Origin of the sequence: uncultured Jatrophihabitans sp. (assembly GCF_964252635.1) — a bacterium.
In the GTDB taxonomy this organism is placed as follows: Bacteria; Actinomycetota; Actinomycetes; order Mycobacteriales; family Jatrophihabitantaceae; genus Jatrophihabitans.
Genome location: NZ_CAXUNP010000024.1, coordinates 38,232 through 52,389, shown reverse-complemented (window position 1 = coordinate 52,389; position 14,158 = coordinate 38,232). Strand labels below are relative to the sequence as shown.

Genomic DNA, 14,158 nt, shown 5'->3' with positions numbered 1-14,158 from the left:
TGATCAGGTACTCGCGCTCGCCGCCGTTGACGGTGCGGCGCACCATCTCGACGTAGCGACCGACCCCGTGCTGCTCGTGCACGACGAGGTCGCCGGACTTGAGCTGGATGGGGTCGATGGCGTTGCGCCGACGTGACGGCAGTCGACTGGTGTCCTTGGTCAGCGAGCCGCGCTGCCCGGTGATGTCGGCCTCGGACAGCAGCGCGAGGCGCAGCGGTTCGGACACCAGCCCGCCGAGCAACCGCCCGGTGGTGACGTCGACGACGCCGGCGTCGAGCCCGACGTCGCTCACCAGCCGGGCGGGGATCTCGACACCGGACAGTCGCTCGACGGCCCGCGCGGCCGACCCGTGGCCGTCGAAGACCAGCCCGACGCGCCAGCCGGCCCGCGTCCAGCCGCGCACGTCGGTCAGCGCGTTCTCGGTGTCGCCGCGGTAGCTCGGCGACTGGGTGAGCGAACTGGTGACGGTGCCCGGGGCGTCGCTGGTCAGGGCGCTGATGCCCCACCACGGCACGCCTTCGGCCCGGGCTGCGGCCTCGACGTCGTCGAGGTCGCGCAACGACGCGGCGCCGAGGTCGACCGGAGCCCGGCCACCGCTCGCCGCGGCCGCCCACGACGCCTCGAGGAACTCGGCCGACGTGCGGACGAGGTCCACCGACCTGGTCCGCACCCGCTCCGGGTCGCACAGCACGACGTGCGCCCCGGCCGGCAGCTCGTCGACCACGAGGTCCAGCCGGTCGACCAGGACCGGAGCGAGCGCCTCCATCCCCTCCACCGCCTCGCCACGGCTGATCGGGTCGAGCAGCTCACCGAGGTCGGGGTACTGCACCAGCAGTGCCGCCGCCCGCTCGCGCACGTCGGCGGTGAGGAGCAGCTCGCGACAGGGCGGCGCCCACAGCCCGTGCGGGGCGATCTCGAGCGAGCGTTGGTCGGCCACCTTGAAGTAACGGACCTCCTCGACCTCGTCACCCCAGAACTCGACCCGCAGCGGGTGTTCCTCGGTGGGCGGGAACACGTCGAGGATGCCGCCGCGCACCGCGAAGTCCCCGCGCCGCTCGACGAGCTCGGTGCGGGCGTACCCCGCGCCGACGAGCCGCTCGACGATCTCGGTGAGCTCCAGGCCGGAATTGCCGGTACCCAGCACGACCGGTTCCAGGTCGCCCAGCCGGGGAACCTGAGGCTGGAGGACGGCACGGACCGGGGCCACGACGACCGACAACGGCCCGGTGGACGGGTCGTCGGACGTCGGGTGGGCGAGCCGACGCAGCACGGCCAGGCGCTGGCCCACCGTGTCGGCGCGCGGCGACAGCCGCTCGTGGGGCAGGGTCTCCCAGCCGGGGTACAGCGCCACCGTGTCCGGAGGCAGCAGGCAGCGCAGCGCCGTCACGAGGTCCTCGGCCTCGCGCGCGCCACTGGTGACGGCGAGGACGAACCGTCCGGCGCGCGCCGCGGTGGCCAGGGCGAGCGGCTGCAGGCCGGTGGGCCCGCTGAGCGTGAGGTCCGGCTCGCCCAGCGAGCTGACCACGGCGCGCAGCGCGGGGTCGTCGGCGGCGACGTCGAGCAGCGCGGACAGCGACGACCGAGGGTGGGTGGACACGGAGGACGACACGGGCAAGGGGCCTTTCCAGCGCAGCACGAAGAGCCCGGCCGCAGAGCAACCGGGTCCGCCGGGCGACATCGGAACAGCTTGAGCAGCGACAGCCCGAGCAACAGTCTGAGCGGACAGCCTGAGCCGACCCACCGTCCGGCAACCTCCAGACTACGCACGTCTCCGACAACGCCGGCCGACGCCGAGCGCCGCAGTTCTGATGGCCGTCGCCGGGGCACGAGCCACCCGAAAGTTCCGAAAAGGACTTTCGGCACGAAAAACCCACCCTCACCTCGCATCGACGTAACAGGTGAGCTAACGTGGTTTTGACCGGGACCGATCCAGGCCTCGGGTACGCCAACGCGAAATCGGGGGAATTCGCGATGCCGCTGAGCGCTGCGTTGCGCCGGCCGTCGAACTGCCGCAGGTCCGTCCTGCGATTGGCGACGGCTGCCGCCGCCCTGGGCGCGGCCCTCGTCGCGAACCTGCCGTCGGCGTCGGCCGTGGCGCCGTACCCGCCCAGCCCTCCGTGCACCCTGGCCTGGAGCACGTCCGGGTCCGGTGCAGACGTGCTCGTGGGGCACGGCCTGGACGTCCGCCACCGCGTGGCCCTCACGCTCTACCCGGAGAACGCGAGCGTCGGGGCACCCGTCACGGACAGCTCGGGTTCGTTCTCCGCCCAGGTCTCGGTACGCGCATCGGCCGGCGGCTCCTGGCTCACCGCCCGTACCCCGCAGCGGACCTGCTCGACCGTGCCGCCCGGCTCGACACCGCCGGTGGGCTCGCCCCGACCGGGTGGGCCGAGCACCGGCACCGGGTCCGGCGGGAACGGATCGGGCAGCACCGGGTCGAACGGCTCGAACGGCTCGAATGGCTCCGGCTCCGGGTCGAACGGCTCCGGGTCGAACGGCTCCGGCTCGAACGGCTCCGGCTCCGGGTCGAACGGCTCCGGGTCGAACGGGTCGAACGGCTCCGGCTCCGGGTCTAACGGCTCCGGGTCGAACGGCTCCGGCTCCGGCTCGAACGGTTCGGGCTCCAATGGCTCGGGCTCCAATGGTTCGGGGAGCAACGGCTCCGCCGCCACCGGGTCGGGGAGCGGACGCTCCGGCGACTCGGCGTCGGGCGGCGCGTCGTCAGCCCCGAACGGAGGATCGCGCGGCTCCGGCAGCGCGGCGTCCGGCGCATCCTCCGTTGCGCCGTCGACCCCCGCGACCACTCAGGCACCGTCGTCCACCCGCTCGCCCACCCGCGCCGACACCGACAACGCGGCACCGCTCGGGTTGTCGTGGACCCTGATCCTGCTGATTGCCATCGTGTTGCTGATGGCCGGCGGCCTGGGTGTCTTCGTGCTGACGCGCCGGACGGGCTGACCCCGCTCGCCGCGGTCTCGGGTGGCAGGGCCGAAGAGATTACGCTAATCTCACAAGGCTTTGATCGCGCACCACACGGGGGGTTTGTTGCGCATGTCGTCCTCGACTATCACCACGTCGTCCACTGCTCTGTCCGCCACGGTCGTGTCCCTGACACGGCGCGGCGCGGCCCTGCTCGTCGCCGTGCTCGCCTGCTCGGTGCTGCTGATCGGCTGGGGCGCCACGTCGGCCCATGCCGATCCGTATCCGCCGAACAACCCGAGCTCCGGCATCCTGCCGACCAGCCTGCACCGTGCACCGGGTACCTCGACGGCGGGCACCACGTCGTCGGTCGCGAACGAGAGCACGCACCGCAGCTCCGGGTTGTCCTCGACCGGTTTCCAGGCTCTGACCGCTACGGGTATCGCCGTGGTCCTGCTCGGCGCCGGCGCCGTGTTCCTGGGTCTCGGCCGGCGTCGCCGGCACGGCTGACCCGCACACCAGCAGCCACGTTCCCGCGGTGTCCTCTGATCCCGCCGACGCCGCGTCGACCGCCACCGAACCCGGGTCCGACCACCGCGCCCGGTTGTACATGCTGCTGTTCTGGTGCGTCGTCGCCGTCGTCCTGGGTGCCGTGCTCTGGGTCGTCGTCAGCGGCCTGGTGGCGCGCGCGCGGCTGAACGACGTCCGGGGCGAGATCACGCAGCTCCGGACCGCCGTCTCGCACGGCGATCTTCCCCGCGCCCGACGCATCTCCCAGCACGTCGCCGACCAGACGGCCAGCGCCCACGAGTTGACGTCGGGGCCGGCCTGGTGGGTCGGTGCGAACCTGCCGCTGCTCGGCACGCCGCTGCGCACCGCGCGGACGATCACCGCACAGGCCGATGTACTCACCAACCAGATACTGCCCCGGCTCATGCAGCTGAGCGCGGTGAACGATCACATCCGCACCGCGGACGAACGCCTCGACCTGACTCCGCTCATCTCGGCTCAGCCCAAGCTCGTCGAAGCGGGCAGACGCGCCTCGAGCGCATTGCGCGCGATCCGCGCGAGTGACCCGTCATGGGCGTCACCCGTGAGCTCGGCACGCCGATCCACACTGCACCAACTGACCAAGGTCGTCGGCGACCTGTCCGGCGTCAACCGCGCGGTAGGGATCCTGCTCCCCATGCTCGGCCAGCACGGATCCAAGCGATATTTCATCGGCTTCCTGAATGAAGCCGAGTCGCGAGGCGTAGGCGGTGTCCCCGGCGCGTTCGCCATAGCAAGCGCCGACCATGGACGCGTTCGTTTCGAACACTTCGGATCCGATCTGGATCTGATGCATGTTCGCGCCAGAGTCAACCTGGGTGCGGAGTACAAAGCCCTTTACGGTCAGGACGATCCGGCCGGGACGTTCGCGAATTCCGACATCAGCCCTGACTTCCGAAACGCCGCGCGAATTTGGGCAGGTATGTGGCAAGCCAAGACCGGGCAGCGCGTCGACGGCGCGTTGGCCATCGACCCGATCGCATTGTCCTACCTGCTCGCTGTCACCGGTCCCGCGCAAGTGCCGGGTGGCGTCAGGGTCAGCGCAGCCAACGTAGCGACGCTGACGCAGGCGGGCCAGTATCGACGGTTCCCGGGCACGTCTCCGGCCCAGGTCGTTGCCCGGAAAGCCTTTCTCGACAGCATCGCCGCAGCGGTCTCCGAGCGATTGCTCCGAGCAGGCAGCGCCCCTCGCCTTGTTACAGCGTTGTCCCGATCGGCCCGCGAGCGTCGGCTCTTGGTGTACTCCGCCGACCCCGCCATCGAGCGCAACCTGCTATCTGCGCAGTGGGCCGGCGCCCTCGGCCCCGCAGCAGGGCGGACCTACACCGGATACGTGGTCAACAACGCAACTGGCGGCAAGTTGGACTATTACCTGAGGTCGAGCATGACCTATCGACGTACCGACTGTGCGGACGGTGGCGTGGCCACCACGACGTTGACACTCACCAATACCGCCCCGCGTACGGGGCTGCCCCCGTACGTCACGATTCGGTCGGACGGTTTCGCGGGTGCTCGGCCCGGCGACAACCGGGAGTTGGTCACCTATTATGCGAGCGCCAATGCCACCATCGAGCGAGTGATGCTGGAGGGCCAGATCGTCCCCTTTGCCGTTCTACCCGAGGGCTCGACGAGCACCGTGACGGTCGACGTCGAGTTGCCTGCTGGTAGCCGGCGGCGGCTGGCTGTGACGGTACGCGAGCCCGCGACGTCGAGACCGGTCCAAGTTCTCCGGCAACCGCGAGCCAACCCTCAGGCGCTGACAAGGTCGGGCGACCACCACTGCCGATGACTCGGCGCGTTACGACCAACTGAAACGACGTCCGACGAGCTGTTCGAGGTTCGCATTGTGGGGTGCGAATCGGGCGGTGAGGCGCACGCGTAGATCGGCATCCACATTGCCGCCCTCGGCCGCGTTCCGAATTTTGCCCGTCGCCAGCGGGTGCGCGGGCAGATCAAGGAACGCGAGTGCGACCTCGAGCACCTGCTGCGGCGCAAAGTAGTACTCGTCGCTGGACAGGATCAGAATGCGGTCGCGCGGGAAGTTGTCGTACCACCGCTGCAACGCCGGGGCATACTCGCTCTGCCGGGCGTACGACTGGTGCTCATGGGCGTAACTGTGGAACGCCGGGTCGGCGCGTAGGCGCATCTCGACGTCGCCGATGCGCGCGTCCTCGACGTCCAGGGCCGAGGCGAAATCGAGGTCTTCGGCCTGAGCCCGACGGCGTTCCTTCCAATGACTGTAGGTCCGGTCAACAGGGTCACGGAGCACGGCGATGATCTTGGCCTGCGGAACCAGAGCCGCGGCCCGCTCTGCCGCCGCCGGGTGAAACAGGTAGTACGGCGACGCCTCGCCGGTAATCACCGGCCCCTCGTGCCGATGCGACTGCAGCGCACGCGCCGCCATCGAGGGCAGATGACCGCGATACCACTGCGGACCACGGTCGTAGTTCTGATCGAAGTAGTGAACCCCCTTGGTGGCCGACGCCTTCGGCAGGTGGTCAGGACGGGGGAACAACGAAGCGATCTGGGGGTGACCCAACAGGTCGTAGTAGAAGGACGTGCTGCCCCCCCGCTTGGCGCCAATGATCAAGAACTCGGGGAGGGGGCGCCATGGTGCGGTGAGGCTTCCGTACTTGCGCACGGCTGAGCGGCCGAGGCTGATAAGCCGGTGCGGGTTCTGACCAGGTTGCACGCGGTCGTTGCCTTTCACGGCGCTGAGCCTAGTTGTGTGCCAGCACGTTGTCCTGGGCCTCGCGCCAGTCAGGCCCGATATGATTTCGGCCCGCACGTTCGCGCATCCGTCCGGGGGAAACACGTGGCTACGCATGTCCTGTGGTTTGCAGTTGCGTTCATCAGCGCCCTCGCGGTTGTTGAGACGATCCGGCTCGCTCAGGCCACCCTTCCGCGCCGACCTGGGCCGAGGATCAGCACGTCCAGAGGCGGCCTGACTGCAGTCGCGGCCTCGGTGGTCGTGTTCGTCGTTCTCGCGCTTGCCTACAAGTCGCACGCAGTCGCTCATGCCGACGCTCGGGTGGTCAAGAGGCTGGTCCCGGATCGCACGAAGACGGTGCAAGACATCGCGACCGTGGTCACGACCGTCGGGGATCTTGTCCCGTGCTTCGTCGTTGCCGGCGTCCTCTCGATCCTGATCTTCCGACGCTCTCGGTCCTGGACGGCGTGGGTGCTGCCCGTGGTGGTGCTGGTACAGATCAGCGTGCAGACGGCGACCGTCGACACCTTTCACGACCACACCCTTGCCCAATTCACCGAGCACGTCTCCACCGCTGGCGCAGGCGTGAGTGCCATTCCGTCCGGTTCGGTGTCGCGACTGCTGTCGTTGTTCGTCTTGGCGGCAGCCCTCTGGCGGCCGTACTCGGAAACGGTCGCCGCGAGGCTCCTCGATCTCGGAGGAGTGGTGGTGTTCATCGAGCTGTTCACGCGCCTCTACCTGAGTCGGCATTTGCTCGGCGACATCGTGGCTGGTCTCGCCCTCAGCATCATCCTGGTCGCAGTCTTCGGCTGGATTATCAACCTGGATCGTCGTACCCCCTCTACCGATGACGTGTCGTCGGCTGACCAGGCATCCGTTCCAATGCCGCGCGCATCCGTCGCACGCAAGCGGCCCACGACAGCCCGAGATCGCGATTAGGCGTACCTCGCGGAGCGTCCAACGTCGCACGCAGTGCCGCCGCGGCCGCCTCGACATCCAGCGGGTCGACGTACGTGACGCGATCGCCGAGGTTCTCGCGGAAGACCGGGAGGTCGCTGACGAGGCACGGGCACCCGAACGTGATCGCCTCGACCGGCGTGAGCCCGTAACCCTCATCCAAAGACAGGAACATGAACAGTCGCGCGGAGCGGTAAAGCCATGCAAGCTCACTGTCGTCGACCGACGGAAGGATGATGACCGACCGGTCGCTCAACGCTGCGGACAAGCCAGCGGGCAGGGCACCGGTGCGCCCGTCGGCCTCTCCGACGACCACCAGAGGACGTTGCGGTGACAACCGGCCCGAGGCGAGCGCTGCCCGCAACGTCGTGATCAGATTCTTACGGACGTTCAATCGGCCCACGCTCAGTATGAAGTCGGCCGGAATGCCGGGGACCTGCCTGGGTTCGGCGGCCAGCAGGTCGGTACGTACCGCGAGCCCTACCGGCTCGACGCGACTCACCCCTCGGTACAGGGATCGGATCCGGGCGGCCTCGGTGTGCGACGACGTGAAGACGATGTCCGCCCGCGGAGCGAGGCGCGGGCGTAACGAAAGGTAGGCGCGTTCGGCCCGACTGAACCATTCGGGGTTGGATTCGTACAGCGCATCATGGACGAAGACGGCGCTGCGGCCGAACAACGGCGCGAAGTTGTGTGTCAGGGTGAGATCAACACCGAGCCGACGAGCCAACCGGGGCATGTCCGCGGCCATGGCGATGCCGTGCGGCTTCAACCGGCTCCCCACCGCACGGGCTGCATGAGGTAGGTCGTCGGCTATGGCGAGGTGATCACGGGGCAACAACAGAGTGCAGTCGTCGCCGGGAAATTGTTCGAGCCAGGCGGTGATGAATTCGCGCTGCACCGTTCGGTTCGACACCGGGCCCTCGACCCACCAGTAGGCATCGAAGAGAACTCTCATGCGACTAGTCTCCCGTGACATGGAGACTGAACTGGGCCGTCTTCGCCAGACGGTGCAGAGTGCCGTGGGCAAAGTGCTGCCCCCGCGCATATCGCTTCCCTTGCGGGCCCGTCTGGGAGGCTCGCGCGAGCCCGAACTGAGTATCTTGTCGCGGTTCGTGCATGCTGGTGACACGGTGATCGATGTCGGGGCTCATCACGGCGTCTACACCTACCACTTGGCTCGCCTCGTCGGGCCGACCGGACACGTCGTGGCCTACGAGCCTCAACCCGCGCTGGCGCGGTACCTGTCTGCCGGCGTGGCCGGTCCCGGATGGCGCGATCGCGTCGAGCTGCGCGCGAGAGCGTTGTCGGACACCGCGGGCACCACCGTTCTGCATGTGCCGCTGGACAACGGTCGCCCCGTCATCGGCCGCGCCACGCTCGGCGACGCCGTGGACGACGCTGTTGATGTCGACGTTGCCACTGCTGTGCTGGACGACGAGCCCATGCCGGGACCGCTTCGATTCATGAAGGTCGACGTGGAGGGTCACGAGCTGGCTCTCCTGAAAGGAGCCCAGGGCCTGCTGACGCGCGACCGACCCACCCTCCTCGTCGAGGTCGAGGTCGAACACGCGGGTACCGAGCGTGTCAGACATCTGGCGACTCTGCTCCTCGACGACTTGGGCTACCAAGCCCGTGAACTGTCGGGCAATGTCGTGGTACCGGTCGACCGGAAACGCTGGGACGGGCCACAGCTGAACCGTCGCCCTGGAGGCCAATATGCGAACAACTTCCTGTTCACGACCGCCTGACCCCGTCGGCGCGTGACCCACGCTGTGCTATCGACGGTTCTTCAGGGTTCCGCTACCCAAGAACCTGTTCTTGGTCAGCACGATGCGGTTCCAATTCTTGGCGAGAGCCGTTTTGATGAGGCTAGCGTCCTGCGGAACCCAGTTCGTCGTATGCCGCGTGACCGAACCCGCGACGACAGTGGAGTAGGCATAGGCCGCCACCGAACGACGTGAGCGTCCCGCCGGAAAAGCGATCTGCTTGTAGCCGTGGAACGACGTGTCGGTGCACTCCATCATCACCAGGCGGTTGAACCGTGGCTCGACGGCCAGGGTGGGGTTACCCGGGTTGTCGGTCAGCAGCAGCTCTCCGCCCCAGGACGGCTCCCAGCCCGGGTTGAGGTAAAGCAAGATGTTGAACTCACGAAGCCAGTCCTCGTGGGCCGGGTGGATGTTGAAGTCGACGTGCAGGTCAAGGAAGCTGCCTTCGGACCCCGCGTGAAAACCTCCCCCGATGTATTCAGGGTCCAGAAACACCGGGTGACCAACGAGCTTGGACGCCAGGTCGGCGAACTCCGGGCTCATGAAGATGTCGTGCAGCTGAATCGAGATGGCGGAGTGTCGGTCCAGTGTGGACAGCTCGCGCTTATCGCTGAACATGTAGTCGCGCGACTTAGGCATGGCCTTCGGATCGGGCAAGTCGTCGAACAATTGCTGCGCGTACTCAGAATCCAGGAAATCGTCGATGACAACGTGTTTCACCGGCCCGGACGACGCGAACTGCGCGACGAGCGCGCCGACGTCGTCCGACACGTGAGGCGCAACAGGGTACGACAGCATGACCTTCCTTTCGCAAGCAACGGTGGTCGGGAGGGCCGGCTACCTGAACCGACCTCTCGGCGACTGTCAGCCCCCGGATGGGCCGGTCGAAAACGTATTGACGAGCATCGTGACCGGTGCTGTGGTCGCGTTGCCCGGCAGATACCCGGCAAGTCCCACCGACCCGTTCGTCTGAAGTGTGGTGGCGCTGTCGGACGCGGTCAACTGCCAGGCCGGCTGGGTCGTCCCGACGGGCCACGCACGCATGCGCAGGGTCGTCGGGCTGGTGCCGCTCACGGCCAGCTGCACCTGTAGCTGATTGCCGGGTGTGTACGTCACGCCGGCGAGGGTCGCAGACTTCAACGTCGTTGCCGCGCCTCCGTTGATCGCAATGAGTGCGAGCGTCACCGAGCCGTTCGGGGCGAGGATCACCCGGCCGCGGTAGTCCGTATTCGATGAGACCCGCCTCCCGAGCACGTCGAGATACGTACCGTTGCCGGTGGGCGCTCCATTCGTGGTGATGTTGACGGTGGTGCTCGCATCGGTGGTTGATACGCCGGCCAGATACGCGCCCGGGTTCGACCCTGGCGCTGACATCTTGAGAGCGCCCGAGCCGCTGCCGACCGACAGGCTCGTGGTCGACGCGGTCGGTGTCCACGCCCCGCCGGTGTCGGCGTTGCCCCAACCCGAACTCACCGTGCGATTGAACGCGTCTGTGGCGTACGGATCCGTGGGGTTTCGAGGGGCCGTCGGGGCGACCGTGTGGCTGACTGAGTTCTGCTGGCCGTCCGAGGTGGTGACGGTCAGCGTGACTGTGTAACTGCCACCCGTGGCGTAGGAATCCGCTGTGGTCTTACCGGAACCGCTCTTGCCGTCACCGAAGTTCCACGCGTAGGAAGAGATAGCGGTACCGGAAGATCCGGACGCGTCGAACGTGCACGTAAGGGTGGAGCAGCTGGACGTGAAAGCCGCTACGGGTGCGGCCGGTGGGGGTGGTCCGGTGCCGGAGATGGTCACCGGCGCCGATACCGAGCTTCCGACCTTATTTCCGGACGGGTCCACGACCTGAATCTTGTAGGTGTGACTGGAACCCGGCGCGAGGCCGGTGTCCGTGAACCCGAGACTCGGCAGCTGCCAGAAGTTGGACGCCTGCGTGACTGAGTACACCGGCGTACTTCCACCGTCGCGCAGGACGTTGTAGGTCAGGTTGGCGTTGTCCTGGTCCCAGGTTGCCTTCCACGACACCTGAGCGCGCCCGTTGGTCGTCGACGTGGCGGACGGCGTGAGGCTCGCGGCGGGCGTCGGCCCGACCTTGTTCGGGGCTGACGAGCTGATGGCGTAACGAACGATGCCCTGCTGCGCGACGCCGTTGGCCGCGGGGAATTCACCGCCCAGTGCGATGTACTTGCTATTTCCGGTCACAGACCAAGCTGCCTGGTTCTGATGGGTGAAGGTGCCGATCGTCAGCTTCGGGTACCACTGCAACAGGCTGCTGTCCGGTACGCCGTTATAGTTCCAGCCGTAGTCGTCCGGGCCGACGTTCGTACCGGTGGGATTGGTCGTCCACGCATTGGCGTGCCAGTTGACGCGTGGGTTGGTGTCTGGGAAGTCACCTGTGGCCGTGCACTCGTGTACGTGGCTGACGGTGTAGAGCACCTTGCCGACCGGATACACGTCGTAGGTGTCACCGTGGCAATCGTTGACGAAGTTGATCTTGCCGCTGTTCGGCTCGACGCCGAACGATCCCTCGAAATTGCCCTCGTTGTAGGAGTAGCCCGACCCGTAGACCTGGGTGCCGTCCGTAGTGAGGGACTCGATGCCGGCTCCGTTGGGAGCCTTGCTGCCGGGCGTCGTGTAATCCCTGATCGTTGCGGCAACCGCGTAAGGCACCGACGTCCCGTCGGAGGTTCGTACCGCCCCCAGTCCAGGCGTGGGCACGCCGTTCAGCGAGCTGAAGCGGCCGCCGATCACGACCTCCGAGTTGTCCGGCGTGACGACCATGGCGGTCACCTGGTTGTCGTCGGCCTTCGGCGCCCAGGTGAGCAGGTTGCCGTTCGACGCGCTGACAGCGGCCAGGCGCAGGCGTCCGACGGTGTTCACGTTCACGAAGTTGCCGCCGACGAAGACCGTCGAGCCGTCGGAACTCGGTGCTATGGCCCCGACCTCGCCACTGAAGTTCGGCTTGATGTTGGGATCGAGAACGCCACCGTTCGGCTGCGTGGACCCGATGTCGAAGGTGGCAAAGTGGTTGCGCGCAACTCCGTTCACGTTCGTGAAGTCCCCGCCGACGTAGAGCTTGCTGCCGTCCGGGGACGCGGCGATGGCCAGAGCCTGCTGATCGAGCGCGAAGTTGAAGGCCGTGAGCGAACCGGTCGTGATGTCGTAAGCGAGCAGGTTGGACCGTGCTGTGTAGTTCGCCGCTGTATTCGTGGTGCCGGCGGGCCAGGTCTGGGTGAACTTGCCCGCGGCGTAGACCGTGTTGCCGACGGTCACCTGTGCCCAGATGACGCCGTTCTGTTGCACGGTGGGAAGGGGGTCCGCGCTGACCGTGGCGGGAGTGCCCGAGGGCGGCGCGGTGTCCGCGCGCGCGCTCGGCGCCGCGACCGCCACTACCCCCCAGCAGGCGGTGGCTAGAACCGCCACCATCAGGAGCTTCCAGGTTCGTGCACGACACGCGCCCATGACAGACGACAACATCATCAATTTCCCCCGTGACAAACGGCACCAACCCCCCGGGGCGCCGTAATACGAGGACGATACCTTATGTGGACTACACACGCGAGATGAAATCGCAACGTCGCGTCGGCGGCGAGACAGGAGCTGGCTCATTGCCGACGAAGGTCGCTGTGCCCGCCTTCATCCGGCAACATCTCCTGGTCTCGCCTACACTGATCGGCGGCCATTCGGTGGGCTCGCGGTCCTGGTCCCCACAGCCAACCGGCGACGCCAGCCGACCTCGTGAAGGGGACGACCGCAGGTGAGCTTGAAGTACTACGGCCAGGTGCTTCGAAAGCGCTGGCTCGCCATAGTGGCAATGACCGTGATCGGCGTGCTCGCCGCGGTCGGTCTGACTGTGCTCATGAGTCCCCGCTACCAGGCCGAAGCCACGGGAACTGTGGTCCCGAAGGCAACCACGGCCCAGCAGGGGGCGACAACGGTGCAGAGCACCGTGCAGTCGCTGCCACCATTGGTGTATAGCCCGTACGTGCTGAAACCGGTGATCAAGCAGCTCTCCCTCGGGCTGACCGTGCACCAGCTCGACGAGAAGGTCAGCGCCAGCGTTCCGAGTGGCAGCTTCAACCTCAAGGTTCAGGCGACCGCGAGCAAGGCCAAGCTGGCTCAACAGATCGCTAATGCGGTGGCCGAGAGTCTTGCCGCCTATATAAATGGCTCGAACCGTGCGAGCGGCGGGCAATCGCTGCCGGCTTCGCTCGTTACCGCCAGTTTCGACGTGCCGGCGCTGCGGCCCAGAAGTCCGAGCTCGCCCCAGCCGGTCCTCAACGTCGCGTTGGGTGCGCTCATCGGATTGGCTCTCGGCATTGCGCTCGCCATCGTAAGAGAGCAGCTCGACACCTCGATTCGCACGACCGACGATCTGAGTCGCCTCAGTGGCGCCAGCCCTCTGGGGACGATTCGCAACGACTCGGAATTCCAGACCCGGCCACTCGTCTCCATGCACCAGGAGACTGCCGGAGTCGAGGACTTCCGCTCCATCCGTACCAACCTGCAGTTCGTCGACGTCGATAGTCCGCCGCGCCAGATTGTCATCAGTTCTGCCGTCGCCAACGAGGGCAAATCCGTCACGGCCTGCAACATCGCCACAACGATGGCTCAGGCCGATGTGAAGGTCTGTCTCGTGGAAGGCGACCTTCGTCGCCCGAGGGCGACGAACTATCTGGGCCTGGACGGGACGCTGGGTCTCACCGACGTCGCAGCGGGTACCCACCGACTCGACGAAGCTCTGATCCCATGGCATCGCCAGCAGATCACCGTCCTCCCTGCTGGAACGACCCCACCCGACCCTGCTCAATTTCTGGGGTCGAAAGCCATGACCGGCCTGCTCGACGAGCTCCGCCAGCGCTTCGATCTCGTCATCATCGATGCGCCGCCGTTGCTGCCTGTCAGCGATGCAGCCGTCTTGGGCGCTGTGTCCGATGGCGTGATCCTGGTTGCCCGCTACCGCCACGTGAAGCGCGACCAGTTTGCGACGGCTATCGAGTCGCTCGCCGTCGTGAACGCCAAGCTGTTGGGCACCGTGTTGACGCGCGTACCGGCGCGGCACAAACGCAGTTACTACGGTCATTACCGCACCGCGTCGCACCGGTTCGTCGACAACACCGGGTCGGGGCCGACCCAAAGCGTCGACCCCACGCCCACCGAGGGTGCTCCGTTGCGCAAGGCCGACCAAACGACCGGGGCCCAGGACGCAACAGCATCGGCTGTCGAGAACACGGACACCAGCACCGCTCAGGACACC

The 14,158-nt window shown here is 67.1% G+C and carries 11 protein-coding genes; 5 read left to right on the top strand and 6 right to left on the bottom strand.

Translation table 11 applies throughout. The annotated features are described in order from the left end of the window. A partial coding sequence (locus ACFFCA_RS12320) for a CarD family transcriptional regulator (RefSeq protein ID WP_375485184.1) occupies window positions 1–1,597 on the bottom strand: 1,597 nt, incomplete at its 3' end. Between the two features lie 610 nt (window positions 1,598–2,207). After that, window positions 2,208–2,804 (bottom strand): hypothetical protein, encoded by a 597-nt coding sequence (locus ACFFCA_RS12315; RefSeq protein ID WP_375485182.1) that lies wholly within the window; start codon window positions 2,802–2,804, stop codon window positions 2,208–2,210. Between the two features lie 247 nt (window positions 2,805–3,051). On the opposite strand from ACFFCA_RS12315, the gene ACFFCA_RS12310 reads away from it, so the two are divergent. After that, entirely contained in the window at window positions 3,052–3,429 is a 378-nt protein-coding gene (locus tag ACFFCA_RS12310; protein WP_375485180.1) for a hypothetical protein, read from the top strand. A gap of 28 nt (window positions 3,430–3,457) precedes the next feature. After that, the gene (locus ACFFCA_RS12305; protein ID WP_375485178.1) at window positions 3,458–5,257 is read left to right on the top strand and encodes a DUF4012 domain-containing protein; all 1,800 of its coding nucleotides are present in this window, start codon (window positions 3,458–3,460) and stop codon (window positions 5,255–5,257) included. A gap of 9 nt (window positions 5,258–5,266) precedes the next feature. Here ACFFCA_RS12305 and ACFFCA_RS12300 read toward each other — a convergent pair whose 3' ends face one another. Next, the gene (locus ACFFCA_RS12300; RefSeq protein ID WP_375485176.1) at window positions 5,267–6,178 is read right to left on the bottom strand and encodes a sulfotransferase domain-containing protein; all 912 of its coding nucleotides are present in this window, start codon (window positions 6,176–6,178) and stop codon (window positions 5,267–5,269) included. 105 nt (window positions 6,179–6,283) lie between these two features. On the opposite strand from ACFFCA_RS12300, the gene ACFFCA_RS12295 reads away from it, so the two are divergent. Then, the gene (locus ACFFCA_RS12295) at window positions 6,284–7,117 is read left to right on the top strand and encodes a hypothetical protein (protein ID WP_375485174.1); all 834 of its coding nucleotides are present in this window, start codon (window positions 6,284–6,286) and stop codon (window positions 7,115–7,117) included. Here ACFFCA_RS12295 and ACFFCA_RS12290 read toward each other — a convergent pair. Beyond that, the gene (locus ACFFCA_RS12290; RefSeq protein WP_375485172.1) at window positions 7,020–8,093 is read right to left on the bottom strand and encodes a glycosyltransferase family 4 protein; all 1,074 of its coding nucleotides are present in this window, start codon (window positions 8,091–8,093) and stop codon (window positions 7,020–7,022) included. The two genes, ACFFCA_RS12295 and ACFFCA_RS12290, sit on opposite strands and share 98 nt — an antisense overlap. A 19-nt stretch (window positions 8,094–8,112) precedes the next feature. Here ACFFCA_RS12290 and ACFFCA_RS12285 point away from each other — a divergent pair, with 19 nt between their 5' ends. Next, on the top strand, window positions 8,113–8,886 hold the full coding sequence (locus tag ACFFCA_RS12285) for an FkbM family methyltransferase (RefSeq protein ID WP_375485170.1): 774 nt from the start codon (window positions 8,113–8,115) through the stop codon (window positions 8,884–8,886). Between the two features lie 27 nt (window positions 8,887–8,913). Here the strand turns inward: ACFFCA_RS12285 and ACFFCA_RS12280 are convergent, their stop codons facing one another. Continuing rightward, window positions 8,914–9,675, bottom strand: coding sequence for a 2OG-Fe(II) oxygenase (locus ACFFCA_RS12280; RefSeq protein WP_375485168.1), 762 nt, complete (start codon window positions 9,673–9,675; stop codon window positions 8,914–8,916). A gap of 93 nt (window positions 9,676–9,768) precedes the next feature. Next, window positions 9,769–12,510, bottom strand: coding sequence for a PKD domain-containing protein (locus ACFFCA_RS12275; RefSeq protein WP_375485166.1), 2,742 nt, complete (start codon window positions 12,508–12,510; stop codon window positions 9,769–9,771). Window positions 12,511–12,658: 148 nt separating this feature from the next. On the opposite strand from ACFFCA_RS12275, the gene ACFFCA_RS12270 reads away from it, so the two are divergent. After that, the coding region (locus tag ACFFCA_RS12270; RefSeq protein ID WP_375485164.1) for a polysaccharide biosynthesis tyrosine autokinase at window positions 12,659–14,158 on the top strand (1,500 nt) is incomplete at its 3' end.

What these genes read in the sequence shown, in the direction of transcription:
- ACFFCA_RS12310 (WP_375485180.1), top strand. Translation starts at nt 3,052, where the DNA reads ATGTCGTCCTCGACTATCACCACGTCGTCCACTGCTCTGTCCGCCACG.
- ACFFCA_RS12290 (WP_375485172.1), bottom strand. Translation starts at nt 8,093, where the DNA reads ATGAGAGTTCTCTTCGATGCCTACTGGTGGGTCGAGGGCCCGGTGTCG.
- ACFFCA_RS12285 (WP_375485170.1), top strand. Translation starts at nt 8,113, where the DNA reads ATGGAGACTGAACTGGGCCGTCTTCGCCAGACGGTGCAGAGTGCCGTG.
- ACFFCA_RS12275 (WP_375485166.1), bottom strand. Translation starts at nt 12,510, where the DNA reads ATGAGCCAGCTCCTGTCTCGCCGCCGACGCGACGTTGCGATTTCATCT.